Consider the following 23,858-nt stretch of genomic DNA (forward strand, 5'->3'; position numbering starts at 1 on the left):
GATGCAAAAGAACCCGAAGAATGAAGCAAACAAAATCACGAAGGTTCTACGTACTGCTGGATTCGACCAGTTCCCGATCAAGGTTAGGGAGGTTGCGCTCGAGTACTCGAAAGCTGTGTGCCCTGAAGCACCTATTTCGGCTATCAAGCCGGTACCTATCCCTAGCTTTGAAGGCATGCTCAAAAAAAACCCCAAGGGGGACAAGTGGATCATTGGCGTCAACGAAGATGTGGCGTCATCGGGGCGGATTAACTTCACGATCGCTCATGAGTTCGCTCACTACATTCTTCATCGCGATCTGCAGCAGGATTTCCAATGCGCCCCCAAGGACATGCACACCTGGGATGCACTTGGGAAGAAAATTGAAGCAGAGGCAGACGTATTCGCCTCCTATCTCCTCATGCCCGCTGACGACTTCCGTAGCCAAGTGTCCGGTCAGGAGCTTTCCATAGATTTGCTCAGACATTGTGCGGATCGATATGACGTATCTCTCACCGCTGCAGCCCTCAAGTGGCGGGAGATTGCTCCTGGGCGGGTAGTCGTACTTGCCGCCAAGGATGGGTTCCTTGATTGGTCATCTTCGAATGATCGGGCATTCAAAAGCGGAGCCTACTTAGCTACCTCGAAGCATCTCATCGAAGTACCAGCGACATCAGTGCTTGCACGCTCTATTCGATCAGCGTCGGGAGATAAGGCGCGAATTGATGCGCGAGATTGGTTCCCGAAAGAGCCCGAAGGGCTGGAAATCATAGAGCACGCATTTGTGGTAGAGGGGGATGGGTACAACTACACCCTGGGAATCTTGACTCTGCCCGGGCGGGATCGCGAGGCGGATGACGAAGAAGATTTACTGGCCCCTCTGACGGGAGAACCTACATTTCGCTGATACTGGCATGCCATTTTCTAGACAGAGGGCATGACCGTGCTAACCTGAAAATTCGAGTACCTGAATCGAGCGGTCGGTACGCATAGGCGAAAGCTTCAGGTTGCTTTACCTTCTCCTTGCACGCATTTCGACGATAGTCAGCGGGCAACCGACACCCTGACGCGTTGGAGAAGTGCTATGCGCGTTCCAATTCATCCAGACGATCTAAACCCGAAGTACGACTTCAAACGCATCGCTAAAAACTGCAGCGAGAGTGGCCTGGATTCAGCCCAATCCGACTTTCTTACGCACGTGAGATTCTTTCCAAAGGATTAGGCTACCGCGACTACCACGATGTAGTGCAGTCATCAAAAAAATTGCAACCCGAAGCTGTCCCCTCCTCCAAAGAAGAGGTGAACGTTGCCCTCATGTCGGCGATTTCAGCCGCGATTCAGGTCGACCATAAGCTCGTGCAAGCCGACTCAAACCTCCTGGCTCTCGTGCGGTCTTTACCTCTGCATACGTTAGTAGCTCTGAGAGGTGATCAATCGGACAAAGCTAGTGATTATCCACTTCTCGAAGCATCAAATCCCTACTTCAATATTCCATTGAGCGTTGCTTTCGTTGCTACCAAAATTGGTGGCAAAACTTGTGAAAGTCATTGGAGCTGCGGAATTTGCCCAAACTACATAGTGCCGCCTAGTGGGCCTCACATGGATAGACCCACATCTCCCTGATTGCCTCATCATAGATCGACGAGTCAGGATCATCGAGATGATCGCTAGCTCAGCTAGGTGTCCAGTGTATTGCAAATCGGTCTTCGAAATGATGCTGATTGCGACGAATGAGAATGGCACGGAGCGACTGGGAATTATGGCTCAGCGATAATTATTGCTGAGCCATAATTTCGAATAATTCAGCTAGGTCAAACGAGTGAAGCTATCTGGCAACATGGACTATTTACAGTACACCGTCCAAAGCTGATCAAGCCGCGTCGTGAAGCTTTGACTCATCATCTACCGACGCATGCCCCAGTCAGGGTGGCTTGGCACAATGGCCAAGCGCAACGTACCTCTACCCCAGCGCTCATTGATTGAGTCCAACACACCCATGACTTTCTCAGTGGCGACCGGTTGCGAGATCGAGAAAAAGTCATCGGTGTATTCCCCCTTTTGACACAGGTTGACCAGGAGTACCTCAGCTTTGCTGTACTTGAATCCTGTTCGGAAAACTCGATCCACCGCTTCTACGGCTGCCTTTGTCATCAACCGAACATCGTCTGTAGGGTATGCCCACGCACCGCTCGTTCATGATCGCAACATCACTGATGAAAGCGGTGATCGGCACCGTGTATTTGCGTAGATATGCTCGCACCAGGCGACTCAGTTGAAAGTCGCTCACTTCTTTGCCGTGAATCTCGACCTCGATTACTTCAGGCATTCAATCAAAGCTCCGACACTGTGGATTTTTTGGCGTGCATCGCTTACCCGGCTTTCATGGAAAAGGCCGCAGCAAGACTGGCTTCTTTCCGCAGGCCGGATCCTAGGAGGAGGTACACCGTATTTTTGGTTTCAAACATGCAGCCTTCAGTAAATGAGACGCCGAAATTGCTGCGAACCCACATTTGTGGCTGGAAGCGATTTTGACTGTCGAAAACGACCTCATGTGCGAACAAAGTCCCGGACAGCAGACCGAGCCCCTGAAGCTTTTCTTGTTCATCTGGGTTGACCGTGAGGTCGATCAGTATCCACTGTTTCACCACGCAGAATGCTTTTCCTGGAAACCTCTTTGCTGCGGCAGAGATCAGATCTTCTTGTGTGTCGCTCCAGCCAGGCATTTCTTCCCCGGCGCCGTAAAGCAACCGAGAGATTTCTTCCAACGTTACCATCAAAATCCTCTATATCTTTGAGCGCGACTTGGTACGTGATCACCTCACTGGCCTAATCAGTGTGGTCAAAGCTCGATCAGCAAATCAGGATCAAAGCCGGTAATTTGCGTCGGATAGCCACGTGGATTGGAAACTACTCGGCATCCATTCTTGAAAAAATCTGCTGTTACGTGGGTATGTCCATAGACCCAGAGGTCAGCCCTACTCAAGAGATCCGGCCATTCATTTGCATAGGCCGCAACGAGGTGTCCGGGATGATCGTTACCCACATGATCTAATGCCGGCGCGTGGTGCGTGACTACCACCGTTTTGCCGTCAAAGGGCTTTTCCAACTCTTGCGTCAGCCACGTATACGCAACCTCTGATTTGGCAATCAGGTCATCCGGACGAATGCGTCGGTAACTCTCATCTGCTCTGATGACGGTGAAATCGTTCATCCATTCCCACGCGACGCGCTTCGCGCCGGCAACGTCTCCGGACGATGAGTAATCTGTCCACGCTGTAGTGACCAAAAACCTGGTTTGGTTCAGTATCAAGACTTCGTTTTCGAGAACGTGGACGTGAGGCGCTGCTGCGTCCTTCATCTTTCGAAGCGTATGATCGATGTGGCCGCCGTAAAACTCGTGATTGCCACACACGTAGATCACCGGGCACTGGAACGTTTCGTTCGCCCATTTCACTCCACGCGATTTCAGATCGATGTCGCCCGCGAGGATGACCACGTCTGCGTTACTTGGGGTGGGATCGAAAGGAGAGAACTCGTTGTGCAGATCTGAATAGATTTGGATCTTCATGGATTAACCATCTGGCGTGGCATGGTTCACTTTGTCTCCATCAGAGCGTCACTGTGGTCGGGGTCTGATAGTTGGTGCTATGGAAATGCTTCCCGGCGGCAGTCGTGGCGTCGTAAATCATTCGAATATTGCTGAGCAAGCCTGCGTCGATCACGCCGGGCGGGCTGCTGTAGATCGCTCCGCTATCGACTTTATGAAGCAGTACGCACTCACCGTTTCTGTCATAGCCGACGATCACACTGATCAACTTTTCCATCCGTTCTAGAGAGCTCCCGTTAATGCAAGCGGGAGTCACAACCTGAACCACCTCAATCGTGTGCTCTCGGCCCCGCTGAGAGATTAGGTGGGCCAACATAGAGAGGTCTGTTGGCATCAATTTTTTGAACCGAACCCCTGCTCCTTCACAAATGCGAAAGCGAACGTGATACCAAAAGTCTTCCGAATCTCGCTCGACCATCCGCCAAGCCGTGCGGCCAAGCCCGGGAAACCCCGGTAGGCCGACCATACAAGACTCATCTGAAATAAACATGGTGCAGGTTTCCTAGTTTGCGGTGCTGCAGTTCGAAAAGTGGCGCACCGAGTTGGCAAGCAACGTACCTCAGCGATAATTGCTATAAATTGACAAATCTGGACTAAACCGCTGCTGACGGCGGAGCCCACCCAACGACTCGAGTGCAGGGCGACGGTAGCCACTCACCTGAAATTCACAATGGCGCACTATATTGCATTGATAGGAATTGATCAATGTGGCCTTATCCTTCCCTTTACGGGAAGCACCCATGCCTTCGCGATCAACGCTGGCAGCGATCCTACGCTCGATCAGAACTGCTCGAGGGCTGTCTCAAGAACAACTAGGTGGCGCAGTCGAAGCGCGGCATTTGCACAATGTCGAGCACGCGAAGACCAACATCACACTCGACATGCTCGAGCGCATCAGCGCGCGACTGGATGTCGACCCCATTGCTTTATTGGCGATAGCATCCATTTACGAGCGCCAAGAATCCTTCACTTCGTTCAATGCCCGTCTGCTGGCAGAGATGAAAAAGCTTGAAGCGCTAGGGGTTCTCTCTGGTTTACCGAGCCATTTTGAAGGCGGTGATTTAGTAACAGGTAAAGCCGGCAAGCGACCGATACCGATAGAGAGAATTCAGGCCGTGCTTGCCTGCAAAGTTGAAGGAATGACGCAGAAGCAGACATCTTTGAAACTAGGGATGGCTGCCTCAACCGTCCATAAAATCTGGCATTCCGGCTCGGGAGCCGCCTGAGCAGCGTTTGTAGCGACTATCTCTACCGGTGACATGATGGCCACGAGGAGGCAAGAAAGTCGCAGCCTTCGTGCACTGCTACGAACGCTTGGTCTCTAACACATTGCGGCAACAGTAAAACATCCAATGGATAATATTTTTTTGCCACTTAGTTCATAAAGCCTTTAAGTAGCAGCAAATCCTAAATTTTCTCACACATCAATTAGACCTATGACTTGCCACAGGCGGAATATCCTGATCAAATTCTTCTAACAGCCGCCGAACTTCCTTCTCAGACAACGGCGGGGAGCCGATTGGCACGGGCCTATCAACATTAAACATCTGAATTCCCTGCTGACGAATATGATAAGCAATGCAGTACCATCTTCGCCGCCATAAAACTTGCTGATGCTCGAGAACTGCAATTTTTTTTCGCAGGGACTCAATTTCCTCGGCTAATTCCGCGCTCACACCGCAGACCGGTGCCGGACTACTCTCAACCTGCCGAGCGTCGGCCAACCGATCCTTTGCAGATCGATAAGCAGCCTTAATTTTAGGGTGAGCATTCAATGCTTGGCGGGTGAATTTAGAGAACGCTTCAACATCTTGCCATCGAATCACATTCTCGTCAGAGCGATAACTCTCAAGAAATCCTACGATAGCAACAACATCACCCTCTGTCATCTTCCTATAGGACATAAAGCTATCTCTTCGGTTAAATCATCTACCCAACCGGGACAAAAGGAACCACCGGAAAAAACGTAGTCTCCGCATAGGCTTTACAAGCATCATTAAACCTGTCACGACACTTCAAGTATAATTCATACCCTTTGCCAACGTCCTCAACTAGCTTAGGCACTACGTGCTTGTCGAACGCTCCCGAATTTATATAAACATAGAGATCATTTAACTCAGTTCCAGGAACTAACTCATCAGCCCGATCCAGAATATTGTAAATTTTTAAGCACAAGTGTTTGCTCCAACTTGAATCCGTGCCCTCGGCAAGTGGGAATATGCTTTCTCCCATTTCTAACTGGAGGAGGTGCTGCGCTGCTTGACGCAGCAATTCCTCATAAAGCTGAGAAGGTTCGGCAGGCTGTTTTGGCCATCCCAAAAGGTGGCATCCACTATGACAGTCCAAATGCCTGTCACACGGGCCAGATTCCCATGCATGAAAGCACATACCCGTGCCCAAGTCGTGAACAGCCCGGACTTTTGAAGCCAAAAAGGCCTCTCTTTTATCCTGAGGTAATCTCATGACGCGCTCAGCGAGCGCCCCTCCAACACGGCCAAGCATAATTTCTTCCCGAATCTTTAATGCTTTCACTTCGGGCGAAGTGTGCTGATACGCCTTTGTATCATTTGGGTTTTTTCGGCCAAAGTATTCCGTCTGCATGAGCTCCGGCAATCCACCCTTGTCCAAAGCGTCATTCATGGTATGGCGGAAGTCATGAGAGGTAAATTTCTGATCAATGCGATTAGACGCATACTCAATGCAAAGCGGCTCCAAATGCAGCAAAAATTTATCAAAGGAGGCCGCCGTTACTGTATCGGCTATCTGGCGTATGTAAGCCCTGAGGATGTACCGAGCCATTTAAGCAGCAACATGTCTTTTATAAAGTAATTACGGCCACCCGCCATATACAGAGGCTGGGTCATACGCGACTTATAGTGTTCTCGACAATAGCGTTCGACGTCCTGACGAAACAGAAAGCCATTTTTTTTAACCACTCCAGGGATCGCTAAATCCCACTTGATCATCCCTCTTGTACCGAACCAACCGCCTGGGGAAAGCACGCTAGAAGGGAAGCCCATCTCGAGTAGCCGCGTCTTATAGAGCGGCTCGTCATCTGCTGTCCCCTCCAAAAACCTGAGGTCAGGGCCTTTGGTTCTGCACATCTCTTCCGCACATGCATAGAGTTCGGCGCTGGTATCATTCAATTCGAGCAGAACCGCTTCAACCAAAGGCACAACTTCAGTCATCACCGGCATTGAAGTCAATTCATACTGCCGACTGCCCTGAGCAGCTTTTAGCTTGAGGTAGGAGAAATAGTACCCAGAAGCTCTTTTCTCCAGCCTCTGTTTAGGCAGCAGCGTGATTTCGCTTAATCGCCGTCCCAGAGACACGAGCAGCGTTATGATCAACAAATACACTCGGTATTTATGGTCTCGGGGAACCTGTTTGAATAATTCCCCAAGCACCTTGAAAGTCGGCTCTGCCACAATGCGTGACGACTGTTCGGTGAGTAATGCAGGATCGTCCAATCGACGGCCAGAACGTCCCCCATAGTTGGAGGGCCTGGATCGACCGTCGTAGATGTAGCCTTTGAGATCGACGTAACAGAGCCCCAACTCGCTGCATCGACGTGCAAACTCACTGACGATGTTATGCCGTTTATAGCGTTCCTGCGGCGACGCGATATCCTGGTCGAGCGACTGGCACGCTTGATCGAGGATCGCCGGAGTTAACTGCTCCACTCCCCGGTTCCTCGCGACGGCTTGAATGTAGCCGATGGTCGCCACAAAGGTGCGATGTGAGGAAACCGACTTATGCTGCTCGCGCTCACGCTGGATGAAAAGAGCCCGCGCGACGTCCGCCCACCCGCCCTGCAGCGGCTGAGCCCCCAAAGATTGGGGTAAGCTGAAATTGAGCGTGACGCTTTCAATATGCTTACCCGTCAAGGCAAACAAGGTGGGACACAGAGCCCATACCACCCTCTCCCACTCATGATTGACGCCCAGGCCGGCGATCCTCGCTCGCGATGTAGAAACGAGCACTTTTAGGTTTGATACCGGATCCGACCGGTCGACCGCAAGCAGGGCACCTCTGTGGCGGCGCTTGTAGGATTTAGAGCGCTTCATCACAGCCCCCCTTGGCACATGCGGACTACTTGGCCCACAGCCAGAATCACATCGACACGATGTACTCCCAGCGTTTGCGACTCAGGCCGCTCATTATGCTGGCGGATCAACACGTCCAAGATATGCTCATGGATGTCAGATAAATAAGGCCTGAACTTGGGGCAGAGGTAGCAAGAAAATGGCGGGTGTTTGTGACACAGGTCGTCCAAGCCACAGCCTCCCAACGCCGCCACATCGCCCGGCTGGGAATGCTGGTCGGTGACAATCAGTTGGTCACGCGCCACCGGGTAACTAAGCGGAATCGCTCCTCCACCTTGGTACAAGTGGACAAACCTTGAATAGACGAGCACTCCGGCTTTATCCAACGCATATCGCATGCTATCCAATATGTCGTAATAGACCTGAACGTGCTGAAGGTCAGTGTGGTCAAGACGATGTGCCAACTCCTTCCGCGACACTCCCATGGCGGCATATTGGGTTCCGACGGTGTAGCGGAACCGTCTTGCCGTGAGGATCATTCGCCCCTGGGTGAGAGGTGATTCCAGCCCCATACGTTTTGCGAAATCACGCAGAAGCTTCGCATAATGCGCAGTGTAGATATGATAAGCCGACTCATAATCGCCCGTTTGCAGTCGCAGATGATTCGGCTCTAAGCGTCGAAACAACGGTCGCGCGCACGGGATTAGCTTGCCATTCACCTCAACCAGGCTGTCGAATGCTTGGTTCTGTTCGATCAACCCCCTGATATGCTGGCCGGTTTCGTCATCGAGGGATTCAACGATGAAATCTGAGCGAGCCGACCTGAAGCCTTTTTTGATCCGAGGAAGCTTAACCGCCCATTCGGGTTCCTCCGGATCATCTACAAGATCAAAGACATCCTCCTCTCGTAGCGCGATGTAATTCGCTGGATTGCGCCCATAGGTCTTGGAAATAGCCACCGCAGCACGCTGCTGGTAATGTTCGAACTCTTGACCGACATCACTCCGCAGCGCGTCAACGATCAGCGACACCTCTAGATGTGGATGAAGTGGCCCCTGTTCAGGGTCTTGTGAGCGAACCGCCTCTCCTTTTGGCCCACCTGGTATTTTCATGCAATCGAGCTCACTTGCGTACAGCTCGCAGAACCCCAGCTCGGGATAGTTTTCCGCCGCCCAGATGTACCAGCGAATGGGACGGTAAGCGCGCCAGAGTTTGCGTTCCTCCTTCAACCGTACAATCAAGATTTCAAACTGCTCAATCAGCGCTGGCTTCAACAACTCCGGATCCACGCAGCTCAATGATTTTGCGAAGAAATCTCGGTGGCCCAGCACTGCATGAATTTCAATTACGCTGTTGTAGGAGTGAATTGACGAGGTCACTTGAGCTACATGGATCATATATTTGGTCACAACCCATTGAAGAATGGGCGAACCATATTTTCGGATACTTACATTACCGTACAAATTTTCGCACGGAAGGTGCCATTTATCTCCGATAAGCTTTGCTAGCCGTCCCTCCCGTGTCACGAACTCCTCGGGAATTTCAGCCCAATCATTATCAGCGACTAACTCTTCCAGGTGAGGTGACGCGCTAAAAAAGGACATCGGGCGCATTCCTGTTGCTGGCCACCTGAGACTGGAAGCGCTGGAGGGCTTCTGTTCCTGCGGCACCATAGTCGATATAATCATCCTGAGACTTGGGCGAAGAATCTCCTCGTAGGTACATCAAGATCTGCTCAATCTCGGCTTCCTCCTTTCCTTGACGACGCAGCTCTTTGTGCACCAAATCAGTGAAGGTATAACGCAGAGAATGGGGGGTTAGATGACTCGGAAGTTTATCGGGGAAGCGTGTTCTAAGATCCTTGAATAGTTGGCGAAGTCTGTCCGACGAAAGCGGCTCACCTTCGTCACTCAGAAACAGAAAACCACTGTCATTACTGCGGCCATGCGCGATGAACCATTGCCGCTCATTCATAATATAGTCGTCAAGCATGATGGCGAGACGCGGAGAGTCAAGCGCCAGTATCCTGCCATTACGCTTTACACTTGGCGGTCTACGGCGCTGGTCAACGGGGCTCATACCTCGCCGTATTACATGAATCGAAGTAATCGCACCGAACTTGATGTCTTGGATTCGCAGACTCAATAACTCACCTGTTCGCACTCCCAAAAACACCAACAAACAAACCATCAAGAAGTTGCGAAGTCTGCCACGACTGTCTCTTCCAAATAGCACCGTCCCTTCAGGGTCAAGTGCGTCCTGAAGAAACTGCGTTTGGTCTAATGTCAGGTGTTTCTGGTAAGAGCGATTACCTTCAGGTGACTGCATCGAGTCAAGCAACATCCTAACCAACTTATCCTTCATATCACTCAGCCGTTTCCGCTGAGCCTCAGAAGTACCCGGGTCGGCAATCAATTCTTCAATATACCAAGCCATATGAATTCGCGTGGTACTGATGCGTTTATTGGCAGTACCGGGACTCACCGCCAGCTTTACAACAACTGTCGTATTCGAGGGCCGACGAAGTCGCTCGACCAGGCTGGTTATCTCAGCTTCAGTAAATTGCCGCCCAGACCGCAGACGCTCATAAAGATCAATTCTCCTAGCTCTCGCCCAGTCATGAACAACTAACAGCTCTTGCATGTAGCGTGACTGCGTGGCGAAGGCGCGTTGGCGGCGTGACAACATCCAGTCACAGGCCTCAGGTACTGGCAAGTCTTGATCGTCCAAGAGCATGGGCAACCGATCACCAGTGGGAAAGATCACTTGTTCTACGCGCATGACCTACCTCCGAATCCTTTACATTCGGTTTAGCGCGTTTCCTTTGCTTGTCAAAAACCGTTTATCCGGTTTTCAGAGCAGTGCTTTACAGTCACAAAAAGAAAGCCCCCAGGTTTCTTTACAAACCTGAGGGCTTCCCATTTTAAATCTTAGTAAAAACAGCTAGTTATATAAAATTCTTTACATAACTAGGTTTTATCCGGGCTAGAACGGAATATCGTCATCGAAGCTGTCGAAGTCCGGAGCCGGCTGCGGAGCGGCCTGCTGTGGCGCTGGACGCGACTCACGCTGAGGCTGCGGAGCAGGACGGGACTGCTGTGGACGCGGTGCCGAGTTGGACATGCCGCCCTGGCCTTGCTGGTCGCCCTGTGGACGGCCACCCAGCAACTGCATGGTGCCCTGCATGTCGACGATGATTTCGGTGGTGTAGCGCTTGATACCGTCTTTTTCCCACTCGCGGGTCTGCAGCTTGCCCTCGATGTAGACCTGCGAACCTTTGCGCAGGTATTCACCGGCGATCTCCGCGACCTTGCCGAACATCGACACGCGGTGCCACTCGGTGCGCTCGACCTTCTGACCGGTCTGCTTGTCGGTCCACTGCTCGCTGGTGGCCAGACTCAGGTTGGTCACGGCGTTACCGTTAGGCAGGTAGCGAACTTCAGGATCCTGGCCGCAAGTGCCGACCAATATGACTTTGTTAACCCCACGGGCCATAACGTTCTCCTAGGCTTCGCTCGCCGACGGCGCTGGATTGACCAGCTGCTCGAGGGTCGTGCGATCCAATAATTCGGTGTCCAATTTGATGTAAATGGCGGCCTCTTCGGCCACCACTACGGCATCTGTTACCCCAACAACGGCCTTCAGGCGCTCGACCAGGCCGGCTTCGCGGATCGCTTCGGGCGATAACGGCAAGCGCAGGCTCGTCACATACGGGGGCTCGCGCATGGTAACAGCAAAGGCCAGCCAGAGTGCAGCCAGGACTGCGCATCCAAGGAACACAGCCGACAAACCGCCATGCTGGAACAACCAGCCGCCGAGGATGCCGCCCAGTGCCGAACCGAGGAACTGGCTGGTGGAATACACCCCCATCGCCGTTCCTTTACCACCCGCCGGCGAAACCTTGCTGATCAGCGACGGCAAGGACGCTTCCAGCAGGTTGAACGCGGTGAAGAACACCACGGTACCAATCACCAGCGCCCGCAGGCTGTCGCCGAACTCCCAGAAGAATAGCTCGGTGAGCAGCAGCGTACTGACCGCGCCCAACAGAACTCGTTTCATTTTGCGTTTCTTCTCACCGTAGATGATGAACGGGATCATGGCGAAGAACGAAATCAGCAGTGCGGTGAGGTAGACCCACCAGTGCTGCTCCTTGGGCAGGCCGGCTTTTTCCACCAGCGCCAGGGGCAAGGCCACGAAGCTCGACATGAGCATCGCGTGCAACACGAAGATACCAAGATCCAGGCGCAGCAGATCGGGGTGCTTGAGGGTCGGGATCAGCGCCTGGCGCGCCACTCCGGATTCCCGGTGCTGCAGCGGCCCGGTTGAGCGCGGCACCATGAAGGCGATGATCAGAATGCCCACCAGGGCCATGGCCCCGGTGGCCAGGAACAGCCCCGAAAGCCCGAAACTGCGGGTCAGCAGCGGGCCAACCACCATGGCCACGGCAAAGGACAGACCGATGGTCATGCCAATCATGGCCATGGCCTTGGTCCGGTGCTGTTCGCGGGTCAGGTCGGAAAGCAGCGCCATCACCGCCGCGGAAATTGCGCCGGCGCCCTGCAGGATACGCCCGGCGATCACCCCCCAGATCGAATCGGCGTTGGCCGCCAGCACACTGCCCAGGGCGAACACGATCAACCCCAGGTAGATAACCGGACGACGACCGATACGGTCGGAAATGATCCCGAAGGGAATCTGGAACACTGCCTGGGTCAGGCCATAGGCACCAATCGCCAGCCCGATCAGGGTCGGGGTCGCTCCTGCGAGATCCATTCCATAGGTCGCCAGGACCGGCAGTACCATGAACATGCCAAGCATACGGAAGGCGAACACCAGGGCCAGCCCGCTTGCCGCGCGGGTCTCGCTGCCACTCATGCGTTCGTTGTGGGGATCGTGCATGGATAAACCTCATGTGAACCGGCGGCGATTCTACCAGTCGGATCGATTGAGGGGGTATATGGCGACGCTTTGCCGCGCAGCCCATGCCAGCGATCAAAAAAGCGCCGAACGATAGTGTGCATCCATCCAGTGTTTGGTTTTATACTCCTGCCTTTACGCCCGCCGATCGAGGCCACTTTTGGACAAGATTCTGATTCGTGGGGCCCGCACCCACAACCTGAAGAACATCGACCTGACCCTGCCGCGGGACAAGTTGATCGTCATCACCGGGCTGTCTGGGTCCGGCAAGTCGTCCCTGGCTTTCGACACGCTGTATGCCGAAGGCCAGCGCCGCTATGTCGAGTCGCTCTCGGCCTATGCCCGACAGTTCCTGTCGATGATGGAAAAGCCCGATGTCGACACCATCGAAGGCCTCTCGCCGGCGATTTCCATCGAACAGAAATCCACCTCCCACAACCCGCGCTCCACCGTCGGCACCATCACCGAGATCTACGACTACCTGCGCCTGCTCTATGCCCGCGTCGGTACTCCACGCTGCCCGGACCACGACATCCCGCTGGAAGCCCAGACCGTCAGCCAGATGGTCGACCTGGTGCTGGCCCAGCCCGAAGGCAGCAAGCTGATGCTGCTGGCCCCGGTGATCCGCGAGCGCAAGGGCGAACATCTGTCGGTCTTCGAAGAGTTGCGAGCCCAGGGCTTCGTTCGCGCCCGGGTCAACGGCAAGCTGTTCGAGCTGGACGAGCTGCCGAAGCTGGATAAACAGAAGAAGCACTCCATCGATGTGGTGGTCGACCGCTTCAAGGTCCGCGCCGACCTGCAGCAGCGCCTGGCCGAATCCTTTGAAACCGCCTTGAAACTGGCGGACGGGATTGCCCTGGTGGCGCCGATGGACGACGAGCCGGGAGAGGAGATGATCTTCTCCGCGCGCTTCGCCTGCCCGATCTGCGGCCACGCCATCAGCGAACTGGAACCCAAGCTGTTCTCCTTCAACAACCCGGCCGGTGCCTGCCCGACCTGCGACGGGCTGGGGGTCAAGCAGTTCTTCGACATCAAGCGCCTGGTCAATGGCGAGCTGACCCTGGCCGAAGGGGCGATACGCGGCTGGGACCGGCGCAACGTCTATTACTTCCAGATGCTCGGTTCGCTGGCCTCTCATTACGGCTTCAGCCTGGAAGTACCGTTCAACCAACTGCCGGCGGATCAGCAGAAGGTCATCCTGCACGGCAGCGGCACCCAGAACGTCGACTTCAAATACCTCAACGACCGGGGCGACATCGTCAAGCGCTCCCACCCGTTCGAAGGGATAGTGCCGAATCTGGAGCGCCGCTACCGGGAAACCGAGTCGGCCACCGTGCGTGAAGAGCTGGCCAAGTTCCTCAGCACCCAGCCCTGCCCGGATTGCCGTGGCACCCGCCTGCGTCGCGAAGCGCGGCACGTCTGGGTGGGCGAGAAAACCCTGCCGGCAGTCACCAGCCTGCCCATCGGCGACGCCACCGATTATTTCGGCACCCTGAAACTCACCGGGCGCCGTGGCGAAATCGCCGACAAGATCCTCAAGGAAATCCGCGAGCGCCTGCAGTTCCTGGTCAACGTCGGGCTCGACTACCTGACCCTGGACCGCAGCGCGGACACCCTGTCCGGCGGCGAAGCCCAGCGTATCCGCCTGGCCAGCCAGATCGGCGCCGGCCTGGTGGGGGTGATGTACATCCTCGACGAGCCGTCCATCGGCCTGCATCAGCGGGACAACGATCGCCTGCTGGGAACCCTGAAACACCTGCGCGACATCGGCAACACGGTGATCGTGGTTGAACACGATGAAGACGCCATTCGCCTGGCCGACTATGTCGTCGATATCGGCCCGGGGGCCGGTGTGCACGGCGGGCGAATCGTTGCCGAAGGCACCGCCGCAGAGGTCATGGCCCATCCGGACTCCCTGACCGGTAAATACCTCTCGGGCCGGGTGAAGATCGTGGTGCCGGCCAAGCGCACGCCGCGCAACAAGAAGCTCTCCCTGACCCTCAAGGGCGCTCGCGGCAACAACCTGCGCAATGTCGACCTGGAGATCCCCATTGGCCTGCTGACCTGCGTCACTGGGGTATCGGGCTCGGGCAAGTCGACCCTGATCAACAACACCCTGTTCCCCTTGAGCGCCACCGCACTGAATGGCGCCACCACCCTGGAAGCCGCGCCACACGACAGCATCAACGGCCTGCAGCACCTGGACAAGGTAGTGGATATCGACCAGAGCCCGATCGGCCGGACTCCGCGCTCCAACCCGGCGACCTACACCGGGCTGTTCACCCCGATCCGCGAGCTGTTCGCCGGGGTACCCGAGTCGCGCTCCCGGGGCTACGGGCCCGGTCGCTTCTCCTTCAACGTCAAGGGTGGGCGCTGCGAGGCTTGCCAGGGCGATGGCCTGATCAAGGTGGAAATGCACTTCCTGCCGGACATCTACGTGCCCTGCGACGTGTGCAAGAGCAAGCGCTACAATCGCGAAACCCTGGAAATCAAGTACAAGGGCAAGAGCATCCACGAGGTGCTGGAAATGACCATCGAGGAAGCCAGGGAGTTCTTCGACCCGGTGCCTGCCCTGGCGCGCAAGCTGCAGACCCTGATGGATGTGGGCCTGTCCTACATCAAGTTGGGGCAGTCGGCGACGACCCTGTCCGGTGGCGAAGCGCAGCGGGTCAAGTTGTCTCGCGAGCTGTCCAAGCGCGACACCGGCAAGACTCTGTATATCCTTGATGAGCCGACCACGGGCCTGCACTTTGCGGATATCCAGCAGTTGCTGGACGTACTGCACCGCCTGCGCGATCACGGCAACACCGTGGTGGTGATCGAACACAACCTGGATGTGATCAAGACCGCCGACTGGCTGGTGGACCTGGGGCCGGAAGGCGGTTCCAAGGGCGGCCAGATCATTGCCGTGGGCACCCCGGAGCAGGTTGCGGAGATGCCGCAGTCCCATACCGGGCACTACCTCAAGCCGTTGCTGACCCGCGACCGCGCCTGAGGCCCATGAAAAAGCCCCTGGCACTTGACGGTGCCAGGGGCTTTTTTGTCTCTAGGGGTTGCTGCGCTTCCCGCAGAAGCGAGCTTTGCTCGCGAACAGGCAGCAAAACCTAAGGCAATCAGAACTGCGATTGCAGGTAGTTCTCCAGGCCGATGGACTTGATCAGGCCCAACTGCTTCTCCAGCCAGTAGGTGTGATCTTCCTCGGTATCCGCCAGCTGGATGCGCAAGATGTCGCGGCTGACATAGTCCTTGTGCAACTCGCACAGCTCGATGCCTTTGCACAACGCGGCGCGCACCTTGTATTCCAGGCGCAGGTCGCTGGCCAGCATCTCCGGCACCGTGGTTCCGGTGTCGAGATCGTCAGGGCGCATGCGCGGACTACCTTCGAGCATCAGGATGCGGCGCATCAGGGCGTCGGCGTGTTGCGCCTCCTCTTCCATTTCATGGTTGATACGCTCATAGAGCTTGGTAAAGCCCCAGTCTTCGTACATCCGCGAGTGGATGAAATATTGGTCTCGTGCTGCCAGCTCGCCCGTCAGCAACGTGTTGAGGTAATCGATTACGTCCGGGTGACCTTGCATCGCCCTACATCTCCCTGCTTGAAAGTGGATAGTTTGAACCAAGCTGACTTGCAGGTCACTTAGAAACAGCTGAAAAAGTGAAGAATATCTGAGAAAACCAGTAGAAATAACGCAAAAACCGCCCAAATGAGGGCGGTTCTGCTTCTTATTTAGACTTACTTGAGCGATACGCCCAAAGCTTTGGCGATGCCTTCGCCGTAAGCCGGGTCGGCCTTGTAGAAATGCTGCAACTGCCGATCAACCACATCAGCCGTGACTCCAGCCATGGCGCCCGCGATGTTGTTGATCAGCAATGCCTTCTGCTCATCGCTCATCAGGCGGAACAACGCACCAGCATGGCTGTAGTAGTCGGTATCTTCACGATGATCGTAGCGGTCCGCAGCACCGCTGAGTGCCAGGGCCGGCTCGGCATAACGTGGAGCCTGCTTCGGCGCATCGCCATAGCTGTTGGGCTCGTAGTTAGGCGCCGCACCACCATTGGTACCGAAAGCCATGGAGCCGTCGCGCTGGTAGCTGTTCACCGGGCTCAATGGAGCGTTCACCGGCAACTGTTGGTGGTTGGTACCCACACGGTAGCGATGCGCGTCGGCGTATGCGAATACCCGGCCTTGCAGCATGCGATCCGGCGAAAGACCTACCCCAGGTACCATGTTGCTAGGCCCGAATGCAGCCTGCTCGACCTCTGCAAAGTAATTCAACGGGTTGCGGTTCAGTTCCAGCTCACCCACTTCGATCAGCGGGAACTCTTTCTGCGACCAGGTCTTGGTCACATCGAAGGGATTCTCGTAATGCGCGGCGGCTTGAGCTTCGGTCATGACCTGAATGCACACGCTCCATTTCGGAAACTCACCGCGCTCGATCGCATTGAACAGGTCGCGCTGGGCGTAATCAGGATCGGTACCGGCCAGGCGCGCTGCGTCAGCCGGCGCCAGGTTCTTGATGCCCTGCTTGGTCTTGTAGTGCCACTTGACCCAGTGCCGCTCACCCTTGGCGTTGATCAGGCTGTAGGTGTGGCTGCCAAAGCCATGCATGTGGCGGTAGCCGTCCGGAATACCCCGATCGGAAAACAGAATGGTTACCTGGTGCAGCGCCTCGGGCGAATGGGACCAGAAATCCCACATCATCTGGGCACTTTTCAGATTGCTCTGGGGCAAGCGCTTCTGGGTGTGGATAAAGTCGGGAAACTTCAGAGGGTCGCGAATGAAGAACACCGGGGTGTTGTTGCCTACGATGTCCCAGTTGCCTTCTTCGGTATAGAACTTGAGGGCAAAGCCGCGTGGGTCACGCTCGGTGTCTGCCGAACCACGCTCGCCGCCTACCGTGGAAAAACGCAGGAAGGTCGGAGTCTTCTTGCCTACCGCCTCAAACAGCTTGGCGCTGGTGTATTCGGTGATATCACGAGAAACGGTGAAAGTGCCATAGGCGCCCGAACCCTTGGCGTGCACGCGACGCTCGGGAATATTCTCGCGGTTGAAATGGGCGAGCTTTTCGATCAGGTGAAAATCGTCGAGAAGCAGAGGGCCCCGGGGGCCGGCGGAACGAGAGTTCTGGTTATCAGCGACAGGAGCGCCACTTGCGGTAGTAAGAGTTTTGGTCTGGCTCATGCTCAATCTTCCTCTGTCAGTCTGTGAAACTGCCGGCTAATCGGCTGACAAAGAGTATTGACCACCAGTGTTACAACATCCAATGCATTACACATTAGCTAACGATAGAAATATCCAATATAGGCAGACACAAAAAACCGGGCACTAGGCCCGGTTCCTTGTTTCAGACTGACGTCTTACTCAGCGGATACAGCTTCACCGCCGACAGCACGATCAACCAGTTCAACGTACGCCATAGGAGCGTTGTCGCCAGCGCGGAAACCGCACTTGAGGATGCGCAGGTAGCCACCCTCACGGGTAGCGTAGCGCTTGCCCAGGTCGTTGAAGAGCTTACCAACGATAGCTTTCGAACGAGTACGGTCGAAAGCCAGACGGCGGTTAGCCAGGCTGTCTGTCTTGGCCAAAGTGATCAGCGGCTCGGCAACGCGGCGCAGTTCTTTAGCTTTGGGCAGTGTAGTTTTGATCAGCTCGTGCTCGAACAGCGACACCGCCATGTTCTGGAACATGGCCTTGCGGTGCGAGCTGGTGCGGCTCAGGTGACGCCCACTTTTACGATGACGCATGGTTCATTCCTTACCAAACACAACGTTCGGTGATTACGACGATCAGGCAGTCGCCTTGTCGTCCTTCTTAAGACTTGCAGGCGGCCAGTTGTCGAGGCGCATGCCGAGGGACAGACCGCGGGAGGCCAGAACGTCCTTGATTTCAGTCAAGGATTTCTTGCCCAGGTTCGGAGTCTTCAACAGTTCTACTTCGGTACGCTGAATCAGGTCGCCGATGTAGTAAATGTTTTCCGCCTTAAGGCAGTTAGCCGAACGTACAGTCAGTTCCAGATCGTCAACCGGGCGAAGCAGGATCGGATCGATCTCGTCTTCCTGCTCGACTACCACTGGCTCACTGTCACCCTTGAGGTCGACGAACGCAGCCAACTGCTGTTGCAGGATGGTTGCAGCACGACGGATAGCCTCTTCAGGATCCAGAGTACCGTTGGTTTCCAGATCAATAACCAGCTTGTCCAGGTTAGTACGCTGCTCGACACGGGCGTTTTCCACCACGTATGCGATACGGCGAACCGGGCTGAACGAAGAGTCGAGCTGCAAGCGACCAATGCTGCGGCTTTCGTCTTCATCGCTCTGACGCGAGTCGGCCGGTTCATAACCACGACCACGAGCTACTACGAGCTTCATGTTCAGGGCGCCGTTAGACGCCAGGTTAGCGATTACGTGATCGGGATTAACGATCTCGACATCATGATCCAGCTGAATATCGGCAGCGGTAACCACCCCCGAACCCTTCTTCGACAAGGTCAGCGTAACTTCGTCACGGCCGTGCAGCTTGATAGCCAGACCTTTAAGGTTCAACAGGATTTCAATTACGTCTTCCTGTACACCTTCGATGGCGCTGTACTCGTGGAGCACACCGTCAATCTCGGCCTCGACTACTGCACAGCCGGGCATTGAGGACAACAGGATGCGGCGCAGCGCGTTGCCCAGGGTGTGGCCAAAACCACGCTCGAGAGGCTCGAGGGTGATCTTGGCGCGGGTTGGACTGACAACCTGCACATCAATGTGGCGGGGTGTCAGGAACTCATTTACCGAAATCTGCATGGATGCACCTATTTTCTAGCCCTTACTTGGAGTAGAGCTCGACAATCAGGCTTTCGTTGATGTCGGCGGACAGATCACTGCGAGCTGGAACGTTCTTGAAAACGCCCGACTTCTTCTCAGTGTCTACTTCTACCCATTCTACGCGGCCACGTTGAGCACACAGATCGAGAGCTTGGACAATGCGAAGTTGATTTTTTGCTTTCTCGCGAACAGCAACCACGTCACCAGCACGAACCTGGTAGGACGGAACGTTAACGGTCTGACCGTTCACGCTGATCGACTTGTGCGAAACCAGCTGACGGGATTCGGCACGAGTAGAACCGAAGCCCATGCGGTACACAACGTTGTCCAGACGGCATTCGAGCAGTTGCAACAGGTTTTCGCCGGTTGCGCCCTTCTTGCCAGCTGCTTGTTTGTAGTAGCCGCTGAATTGACGCTCGAGTACGCCGTAGATACGACGAACTTTTTGCTTTTCACGCAGCTGGGTGCCGTAGTCGGATTGACGACCGCGACGCTGGCCGTGGATGCCAGGAGCTGCTTCGATGTTGCACTTGGATTCGATAGCGCGCACGCCGCTCTTCAGGAAGAGATCGGTGCCTTCGCGACGAGCCAGTTTGCATTTTGGACCAATGTAACGAGCCATTCTTTACAATCTCCTGGATTACACGCGGCGCTTCTTCGGCGGACGGCACCCGTTGTGCGGGATTGGCGTCACGTCGGTGATGCTGGCGATCTTGTAGCCACAGCCGTTCAAAGCGCGGACTGCGGATTCACGACCTGGACCTGGACCCTTGACGTTGACGTCGAGGTTTTTCAGGCCATATTCCAGCGCAGCTTGACCAGCACGCTCAGCAGCTACTTGAGCAGCGAACGGGGTGGACTTGCGAGAACCGCGGAAACCCGAACCACCGGAGGTTGCCCAGGAAAGAGCGTTACCTTGACGGTCGGTGATGGTCACGATGGTGTTGTTGAAAGACGCGTGGATGTGGGCGATGCCATCAACCACTGTCTTTTTAATCTTTTTACGAGGACGAGCAGCAGGTTTTGCCATGACTAAATTCCTGTCGATTCGCTGGTGCGATTACTTGCGGATCGGCTTACGCGGACCTTTGCGAGTACGCGCGTTGGTCTTGGTACGCTGACCGCGCACTGGAAGACCACGACGATGGCGCAGACCGCGGTAGCAGCCCAGATCCATCAAGCGTTTGATTTTCATGTTGATTTCGCGACGCAGGTCACCTTCAGTGGTGAACTTCGCCACTTCGCCACGCAGCTGTTCAATTTGCTCGTCGCTCAGATCCTTGATCTTCGCAGCTGGGTTGACCCCAGTCACCGCGCAGATTTTCTGCGCAGTAGTGCGACCAACACCATAGATGTAGGTCAGCGAGATAACAGTATGCTTGTTATCTGGAATGTTAACGCCTGCAATACGGGCCATTCAGTGGGACTCCAATTGACAGCTACCTACGCCCCGGAAGCCAAGAAATAGGGCGCGAGATAATATCGCTGTAATAACAAATAATCAACCCGGCAGCACACTAGCTGCCGGGCTTGAAGCACAATCACACTCAGCCTTGGCGCTGTTTGTGACGCGGTTCCGCGCTGCAAATTACTCGAACAACACCTTCGCGGCGAATAATCTTGCAGTTACGGCACAGCTTTTTCACCGATGCACGAACTTTCATCACCAACTCCTCGAACCTTATGGATTAGCGCAGCATGCCGCTGCCGTAACCCTTCAGGTTGGCTTTCTTCATCAGGGATTCGTACTGGTGGGAAACGAGGTGCGATTGTACTTGCGACATAAAGTCCATAACAACCACGACCACGATCAGCAACGAGGTCCCGCCAAGGTAGAACGGAACGTTTGCAGCAACCACCAGGAACTGGGGCAACAGGCAGACGGCCGTCATATATAGAGCACCGAACATGGTCAAACGAGTCAGAACGCCATCAATGTAGCGCGCCGACTGCTCACCTGGACGGATGCCCGGAATAAAGGCACCGGACTTCTTCAGGTTTTCCGCTACGTCTTTCGGATTGAACATCAACGCCGTATAGAAGAAGCAGAAGAAAATAATCCCTGCACTAAACAGCAGAATATTCAACGGCTGACCAGGAGCGATCGACTGCGAGATGTCCTGCAACCAGCCCATACCTTCAGACTGACCGAACCAGGCACCCAACGAAGCCGGAAACAGCAAAATGCTGCTCGCGAAGATAGCAGGAATAACACCGGCCATATTCACTTTCAGCGGCAAGTGGCTGGTCTGCGCAGCAAATACCTTGCGGCCCTGCTGACGCTTGGCGTAATGAACAGCAATACGACGCTGACCACGCTCAATGAACACCACAAAACCGATAATCGCTACTGCCAGCAAACCGATCGCAACCAGGGCAAAAATGTTGATATCACCCTGACGTGCAGACTCGAAAGACTGCCCGATCGCTCTCGGAAGACCGGCGACGATACCTGCGAAAATCAACATCGAGATACCGTTGCCAACACCACGCTCAGTAATCTGCTCACCCAGCCACATCATGAACATCGCACCAGCCACAAAAGTGGATACCGCGACGAAATGGAAGCCAAAGTCACCAGTGAACGCAACACCCTGACCCGCCAAGCCAACGGACATGCCGATAGCTTGAACCAGGGCCAGGATGACAGTGCCGTAGCGGGTGTACTGGCTGATCTTGCGACGGCCAGCTTCACCTTCCTTCTTCAACTGCTCCAACTGCGGGCTGACGGCTGTCATCAGCTGCATGATGATCGATGCCGAGATATACGGCATGATCCCCAGTGCAAAGATGCTCATCCGTTCCAGCGCGCCGCCGGAAAACATGTTGAACAAGCTAAGAATGGTCCCCTCATTCTGTCGAAACAGGTCCGCGAGTCGGTCAGGGTTGATACCTGGAACCGGGATGTGTGCGCCTATTCGGTAGACGATAATCGCCAAGAACAGAAAACGCAGACGAGCCCAAAGTTCAGACATACCGCCTTTGCCGAGCGCAGAGAGAGCACCTTGCTTAGCCATTTATTCCTCGAACTTGCCGCCAGCTGCTTCGATAGCCGCACGCGCACCTTTGGTGGCTGCGATACCCTTGATGGTCACAGCGCGAGTAACTTCGCCGGACAGCATGATTTTCACACGCTGAACGTTTTGGTTAATCACGTTGGCATCTTTCAGGGACTGCACGGTGACGATGTCGCCTTCCACTTTAGCCAGCTCGGAGAGACGCACTTCTGCGCGATCCATGGCTTTCAGGGAAACGAAACCGAACTTCGGCAGGCGACGATGCAGCGGCTGTTGACCGCCTTCAAAGCCTGGAGCAATGGTGCCACCGGAGCGGGAAGTCTGACCTTTGTGACCACGGCCACCAGTCTTACCCAAACCACTACCGATACCACGGCCCGGACGATGCTTTTCACGACGGGAACCCGGCGCTGGACTCAGATCATTGAGTTTCATCGATTAACCCTCGACACGCAGCATGTAGTAAGCCTTGTTGATCATCCCGCGATTCTCGGGAGTATCCTGGACTTCTACAGTGTGACCGATGCGACGCAGACCCAGACCCTTAACGCACAGTTTGTGGTTAGGGATACGGCCGGTCATGCTTTTGATCAGCGTTACTTTTACGGTAGCCATGATCAGATGATCTCCTGGACGCTTTTGCCACGCTTGGCGGCAATGGATTCAGGGGACTGCATTGCTTTCAAACCCTTGAAAGTGGCGTGAACCACGTTTACTGGGTTAGTCGAGCCGTAGCACTTGGCCAGAACGTTCTGAACGCCAGCTACCTCGAGGACAGCACGCATAGCGCCGCCAGCGATGATACCGGTACCTTCAGAAGCAGGCTGCATGTACACCTTGGAAGCACCGTGAGCGGACTTCATTGCGTACTGCAGAGTGGTGCCGTTCAGGTCAACTTGGATCATGTTGCGGCGAGCAGCTTCCATTGCCTTCTGGATCGCAGCAGGCACTTCACGCGACTTGCCACGGCCGAAGCCAACACGGCCCTTACCATCACCAACCACGGTCAACGCGGTGAAAGTGAAGATACGGCCGCCTTTTACGGTTTTGGCTACGCGGTTAACTTGAACCAGCTTCTCGATGTAGCCTTCGTCGCGCTTTTGGTCGTTATTTGACATAACTTAGAACTCCAGCCCAGCTTCACGAGCAGCATCAGCCAGCGCCTTGACGCGGCCGTGGTACTTGAAGCCAGAGCGGTCGAAAGCCACCTGCGAGACGCCAGCGGCTTTCGCACGCGTAGCGACCAGCTGGCCAACCTTAGTGGCCGCGTCGATGTTGCCAGTGGCGCCATCACGCAGTTCTTTATCCAAAGTCGAGGCACTTGCCAGGACTTTGTTGCCGTCGGCCGAAATGACCTGGGCGTAGATGTGCTGCGAAGAGCGGAACACGCAGAGACGCACGACTTCGAGTTCGTGCATTTTCAGGCGTGCTTTGCGAGCGCGACGCAGTCGAGTAACTTTTTTGTCGGTCATTTGCTATGCC

The 23,858-nt window shown here is 55.0% G+C and carries 27 protein-coding genes and 1 pseudogene; 3 read left to right on the top strand and 25 right to left on the bottom strand.

Annotation, left to right across the window (positions count from 1 at the left end; all coding sequences use genetic code 11):
* Nucleotide 1: 1 nt before the first annotated feature.
* Entirely contained in the window at nucleotides 2-886 is an 885-nt protein-coding gene (locus tag ABCR88_RS29370; RefSeq protein ID WP_350403775.1) for an ImmA/IrrE family metallo-endopeptidase, read from the top strand.
* 995 nt (nucleotides 887-1,881) lie between these two features.
* Here ABCR88_RS29370 and ABCR88_RS29375 read toward each other — a convergent pair.
* The 5 genes and pseudogenes from ABCR88_RS29375 to ABCR88_RS29395 all read right to left on the bottom strand — a co-directional run.
* Nucleotides 1,882-2,154: pseudogene (locus tag ABCR88_RS29375) on the bottom strand (DUF4113 domain-containing protein); the annotation flags it as partial.
* Entirely contained in the window at nucleotides 2,063-2,305 is a 243-nt protein-coding gene (locus ABCR88_RS29380) for a hypothetical protein (protein WP_350403776.1), read from the bottom strand. The pseudogene ABCR88_RS29375 and the gene ABCR88_RS29380, both read right to left, overlap by 92 nt.
* Nucleotides 2,306-2,348: 43 nt before the next feature.
* Nucleotides 2,349-2,753 carry a hypothetical protein gene (locus tag ABCR88_RS29385; RefSeq protein ID WP_350403777.1) on the bottom strand — a complete coding sequence of 135 codons (405 nt, stop codon included), beginning with the start codon at nucleotides 2,751-2,753 and terminating at the stop codon, nucleotides 2,349-2,351.
* Between the two features lie 65 nt (nucleotides 2,754-2,818).
* A complete protein-coding gene (locus ABCR88_RS29390; protein WP_350403778.1) occupies nucleotides 2,819-3,547 on the bottom strand; it encodes a metallophosphoesterase family protein in 729 nt (242 codons plus the stop codon).
* 40 nt (nucleotides 3,548-3,587) lie between these two features.
* On the bottom strand, nucleotides 3,588-3,803 hold the full coding sequence (locus ABCR88_RS29395; RefSeq protein ID WP_350403779.1) for a hypothetical protein: 216 nt from the start codon (nucleotides 3,801-3,803) through the stop codon (nucleotides 3,588-3,590).
* Between the two features lie 523 nt (nucleotides 3,804-4,326).
* Between ABCR88_RS29395 and ABCR88_RS29400 the strand changes: the two genes are divergently transcribed.
* Entirely contained in the window at nucleotides 4,327-4,812 is a 486-nt protein-coding gene (locus ABCR88_RS29400; protein ID WP_350403780.1) for a helix-turn-helix transcriptional regulator, read from the top strand.
* Between the two features lie 198 nt (nucleotides 4,813-5,010).
* Here ABCR88_RS29400 and ABCR88_RS29405 read toward each other — a convergent pair whose 3' ends face one another.
* From ABCR88_RS29405 to ABCR88_RS29435, 7 genes are all read right to left on the bottom strand, one after another.
* On the bottom strand, nucleotides 5,011-5,490 hold the full coding sequence (locus ABCR88_RS29405; protein WP_350403781.1) for a hypothetical protein: 480 nt from the start codon (nucleotides 5,488-5,490) through the stop codon (nucleotides 5,011-5,013).
* A 25-nt stretch (nucleotides 5,491-5,515) separates the two neighbouring features.
* The gene (locus tag ABCR88_RS29410; RefSeq protein ID WP_350403782.1) at nucleotides 5,516-6,385 is read right to left on the bottom strand and encodes a hypothetical protein; all 870 of its coding nucleotides are present in this window, start codon (nucleotides 6,383-6,385) and stop codon (nucleotides 5,516-5,518) included.
* A complete protein-coding gene (locus tag ABCR88_RS29415) occupies nucleotides 6,346-7,653 on the bottom strand; it encodes a hypothetical protein (protein WP_350403783.1) in 1,308 nt (435 codons plus the stop codon). The genes ABCR88_RS29410 and ABCR88_RS29415 overlap by 40 nt, the downstream gene beginning before the upstream one ends.
* The gene (locus ABCR88_RS29420) at nucleotides 7,653-9,236 is read right to left on the bottom strand and encodes a hypothetical protein (RefSeq protein ID WP_350403784.1); all 1,584 of its coding nucleotides are present in this window, start codon (nucleotides 9,234-9,236) and stop codon (nucleotides 7,653-7,655) included. The genes ABCR88_RS29415 and ABCR88_RS29420 overlap by 1 nt, the downstream gene beginning before the upstream one ends.
* The gene (locus tag ABCR88_RS29425; protein ID WP_350403785.1) at nucleotides 9,223-10,413 is read right to left on the bottom strand and encodes a site-specific integrase; all 1,191 of its coding nucleotides are present in this window, start codon (nucleotides 10,411-10,413) and stop codon (nucleotides 9,223-9,225) included. Before ABCR88_RS29425 ends, ABCR88_RS29420 begins: the two co-directional genes overlap by 14 nt.
* A 204-nt stretch (nucleotides 10,414-10,617) precedes the next feature.
* Complete coding sequence (locus ABCR88_RS29430; protein WP_011063767.1) at nucleotides 10,618-11,127, bottom strand: single-stranded DNA-binding protein; 510 nt, start codon at nucleotides 11,125-11,127, stop codon at nucleotides 10,618-10,620.
* Nucleotides 11,128-11,136: 9 nt separating this feature from the next.
* Entirely contained in the window at nucleotides 11,137-12,531 is a 1,395-nt protein-coding gene (locus ABCR88_RS29435; protein ID WP_011063768.1) for an MFS transporter, read from the bottom strand.
* 178 nt (nucleotides 12,532-12,709) lie between these two features.
* Between ABCR88_RS29435 and uvrA the strand changes: the two genes are divergently transcribed.
* A complete protein-coding gene (gene uvrA, locus ABCR88_RS29440; protein WP_019094235.1) occupies nucleotides 12,710-15,544 on the top strand; it encodes an excinuclease ABC subunit UvrA in 2,835 nt (944 codons plus the stop codon).
* A gap of 118 nt (nucleotides 15,545-15,662) precedes the next feature.
* On the opposite strand, the gene bfr is transcribed toward uvrA, so the two are convergent.
* The 13 genes from bfr to rplR form a co-directional block, all read right to left on the bottom strand.
* Nucleotides 15,663-16,127 carry a bacterioferritin gene (gene bfr / locus ABCR88_RS29445; protein WP_015637228.1) on the bottom strand — a complete coding sequence of 155 codons (465 nt, stop codon included), beginning with the start codon at nucleotides 16,125-16,127 and terminating at the stop codon, nucleotides 15,663-15,665.
* Nucleotides 16,128-16,282: 155 nt separating this feature from the next.
* Nucleotides 16,283-17,731, bottom strand: coding sequence for a catalase (locus tag ABCR88_RS29450; RefSeq protein ID WP_350023293.1), 1,449 nt, complete (start codon nucleotides 17,729-17,731; stop codon nucleotides 16,283-16,285).
* A 176-nt stretch (nucleotides 17,732-17,907) separates the two neighbouring features.
* On the bottom strand, nucleotides 17,908-18,294 hold the full coding sequence (rplQ, locus tag ABCR88_RS29455; protein ID WP_007924175.1) for a 50S ribosomal protein L17: 387 nt from the start codon (nucleotides 18,292-18,294) through the stop codon (nucleotides 17,908-17,910).
* A gap of 42 nt (nucleotides 18,295-18,336) precedes the next feature.
* Nucleotides 18,337-19,338 carry a DNA-directed RNA polymerase subunit alpha gene (gene rpoA / locus ABCR88_RS29460; protein ID WP_007970428.1) on the bottom strand — a complete coding sequence of 334 codons (1,002 nt, stop codon included), beginning with the start codon at nucleotides 19,336-19,338 and terminating at the stop codon, nucleotides 18,337-18,339.
* A 22-nt stretch (nucleotides 19,339-19,360) separates the two neighbouring features.
* Entirely contained in the window at nucleotides 19,361-19,981 is a 621-nt protein-coding gene (gene rpsD, locus ABCR88_RS29465) for a 30S ribosomal protein S4 (RefSeq protein ID WP_011063772.1), read from the bottom strand.
* 18 nt (nucleotides 19,982-19,999) lie between these two features.
* Nucleotides 20,000-20,389 (bottom strand): 30S ribosomal protein S11, encoded by a 390-nt coding sequence (rpsK, locus tag ABCR88_RS29470; RefSeq protein WP_007924177.1) that lies wholly within the window; start codon nucleotides 20,387-20,389, stop codon nucleotides 20,000-20,002.
* A 30-nt stretch (nucleotides 20,390-20,419) separates the two neighbouring features.
* A complete protein-coding gene (gene rpsM, locus ABCR88_RS29475) occupies nucleotides 20,420-20,776 on the bottom strand; it encodes a 30S ribosomal protein S13 (protein ID WP_003186020.1) in 357 nt (118 codons plus the stop codon).
* Between the two features lie 130 nt (nucleotides 20,777-20,906).
* Complete coding sequence (rpmJ, locus tag ABCR88_RS29480) at nucleotides 20,907-21,023, bottom strand: 50S ribosomal protein L36 (protein WP_002555468.1); 117 nt, start codon at nucleotides 21,021-21,023, stop codon at nucleotides 20,907-20,909.
* A gap of 24 nt (nucleotides 21,024-21,047) precedes the next feature.
* The gene (gene secY / locus ABCR88_RS29485) at nucleotides 21,048-22,376 is read right to left on the bottom strand and encodes a preprotein translocase subunit SecY (RefSeq protein ID WP_003210064.1); all 1,329 of its coding nucleotides are present in this window, start codon (nucleotides 22,374-22,376) and stop codon (nucleotides 21,048-21,050) included.
* Nucleotides 22,377-22,811, bottom strand: coding sequence for a 50S ribosomal protein L15 (gene rplO, locus ABCR88_RS29490; RefSeq protein WP_007924183.1), 435 nt, complete (start codon nucleotides 22,809-22,811; stop codon nucleotides 22,377-22,379).
* A 3-nt stretch (nucleotides 22,812-22,814) separates the two neighbouring features.
* Nucleotides 22,815-22,991, bottom strand: a complete 177-nt coding sequence (gene rpmD, locus ABCR88_RS29495) for a 50S ribosomal protein L30 (protein ID WP_003176408.1) — start codon at nucleotides 22,989-22,991, stop codon at nucleotides 22,815-22,817.
* 2 nt (nucleotides 22,992-22,993) lie between these two features.
* Nucleotides 22,994-23,494, bottom strand: coding sequence for a 30S ribosomal protein S5 (gene rpsE, locus ABCR88_RS29500; protein WP_007924184.1), 501 nt, complete (start codon nucleotides 23,492-23,494; stop codon nucleotides 22,994-22,996).
* Between the two features lie 3 nt (nucleotides 23,495-23,497).
* The gene (rplR, locus tag ABCR88_RS29505) at nucleotides 23,498-23,848 is read right to left on the bottom strand and encodes a 50S ribosomal protein L18 (protein ID WP_003186037.1); all 351 of its coding nucleotides are present in this window, start codon (nucleotides 23,846-23,848) and stop codon (nucleotides 23,498-23,500) included.
* Nucleotides 23,849-23,858 lie beyond the last annotated feature (10 nt).

Origin of the sequence: Pseudomonas sp. W17 (assembly GCF_040268305.1) — a bacterium.
Taxonomy (GTDB): domain Bacteria; phylum Pseudomonadota; class Gammaproteobacteria; order Pseudomonadales; family Pseudomonadaceae; genus Aquipseudomonas; species Aquipseudomonas protegens.

Excerpts from the sequence above, each read along its gene's own strand:
- ABCR88_RS29425 (WP_350403785.1), bottom strand. The coding sequence starts at position 10,413 with ATGCGCGTAGAACAAGTGATCTTTCCCACTGGTGATCGGTTGCCCATG.
- ABCR88_RS29405 (WP_350403781.1), bottom strand. The coding sequence starts at position 5,490 with ATGTCCTATAGGAAGATGACAGAGGGTGATGTTGTTGCTATCGTAGGA.
- ABCR88_RS29415 (WP_350403783.1), bottom strand. The coding sequence starts at position 7,653 with ATGAAGCGCTCTAAATCCTACAAGCGCCGCCACAGAGGTGCCCTGCTT.
- ABCR88_RS29420 (WP_350403784.1), bottom strand. The coding sequence starts at position 9,236 with ATGTCCTTTTTTAGCGCGTCACCTCACCTGGAAGAGTTAGTCGCTGAT.
- secY (WP_003210064.1), bottom strand. The coding sequence starts at position 22,376 with ATGGCTAAGCAAGGTGCTCTCTCTGCGCTCGGCAAAGGCGGTATGTCT.
- ABCR88_RS29385 (WP_350403777.1), bottom strand. The coding sequence starts at position 2,753 with ATGGTAACGTTGGAAGAAATCTCTCGGTTGCTTTACGGCGCCGGGGAA.
- ABCR88_RS29410 (WP_350403782.1), bottom strand. The coding sequence starts at position 6,385 with ATGGCTCGGTACATCCTCAGGGCTTACATACGCCAGATAGCCGATACA.
- rplO (WP_007924183.1), bottom strand. The coding sequence starts at position 22,811 with ATGAAACTCAATGATCTGAGTCCAGCGCCGGGTTCCCGTCGTGAAAAG.
- rpsE (WP_007924184.1), bottom strand. The coding sequence starts at position 23,494 with ATGTCAAATAACGACCAAAAGCGCGACGAAGGCTACATCGAGAAGCTG.
- ABCR88_RS29370 (WP_350403775.1), top strand. The coding sequence starts at position 2 with ATGCAAAAGAACCCGAAGAATGAAGCAAACAAAATCACGAAGGTTCTA.
- rpsM (WP_003186020.1), bottom strand. The coding sequence starts at position 20,776 with ATGGCCCGTATTGCAGGCGTTAACATTCCAGATAACAAGCATACTGTT.
- ABCR88_RS29395 (WP_350403779.1), bottom strand. The coding sequence starts at position 3,803 with ATGGAAAAGTTGATCAGTGTGATCGTCGGCTATGACAGAAACGGTGAG.
- ABCR88_RS29380 (WP_350403776.1), bottom strand. The coding sequence starts at position 2,305 with ATGCCTGAAGTAATCGAGGTCGAGATTCACGGCAAAGAAGTGAGCGAC.
- rpmD (WP_003176408.1), bottom strand. The coding sequence starts at position 22,991 with ATGGCTACCGTAAAAGTAACGCTGATCAAAAGCATGACCGGCCGTATC.
- rpsK (WP_007924177.1), bottom strand. The coding sequence starts at position 20,389 with ATGGCAAAACCTGCTGCTCGTCCTCGTAAAAAGATTAAAAAGACAGTG.
- ABCR88_RS29435 (WP_011063768.1), bottom strand. The coding sequence starts at position 12,531 with ATGCACGATCCCCACAACGAACGCATGAGTGGCAGCGAGACCCGCGCG.
- rplQ (WP_007924175.1), bottom strand. The coding sequence starts at position 18,294 with ATGCGTCATCGTAAAAGTGGGCGTCACCTGAGCCGCACCAGCTCGCAC.
- ABCR88_RS29430 (WP_011063767.1), bottom strand. The coding sequence starts at position 11,127 with ATGGCCCGTGGGGTTAACAAAGTCATATTGGTCGGCACTTGCGGCCAG.
- ABCR88_RS29400 (WP_350403780.1), top strand. The coding sequence starts at position 4,327 with ATGCCTTCGCGATCAACGCTGGCAGCGATCCTACGCTCGATCAGAACT.
- rpsD (WP_011063772.1), bottom strand. The coding sequence starts at position 19,981 with ATGGCTCGTTACATTGGTCCAAAATGCAAACTGGCTCGTCGCGAAGGC.
- rplR (WP_003186037.1), bottom strand. The coding sequence starts at position 23,848 with ATGACCGACAAAAAAGTTACTCGACTGCGTCGCGCTCGCAAAGCACGC.
- ABCR88_RS29390 (WP_350403778.1), bottom strand. The coding sequence starts at position 3,547 with ATGAAGATCCAAATCTATTCAGATCTGCACAACGAGTTCTCTCCTTTC.
- rpmJ (WP_002555468.1), bottom strand. The coding sequence starts at position 21,023 with ATGAAAGTTCGTGCATCGGTGAAAAAGCTGTGCCGTAACTGCAAGATT.
- rpoA (WP_007970428.1), bottom strand. The coding sequence starts at position 19,338 with ATGCAGATTTCGGTAAATGAGTTCCTGACACCCCGCCACATTGATGTG.
- ABCR88_RS29450 (WP_350023293.1), bottom strand. The coding sequence starts at position 17,731 with ATGAGCCAGACCAAAACTCTTACTACCGCAAGTGGCGCTCCTGTCGCT.
- bfr (WP_015637228.1), bottom strand. The coding sequence starts at position 16,127 with ATGCAAGGTCACCCGGACGTAATCGATTACCTCAACACGTTGCTGACG.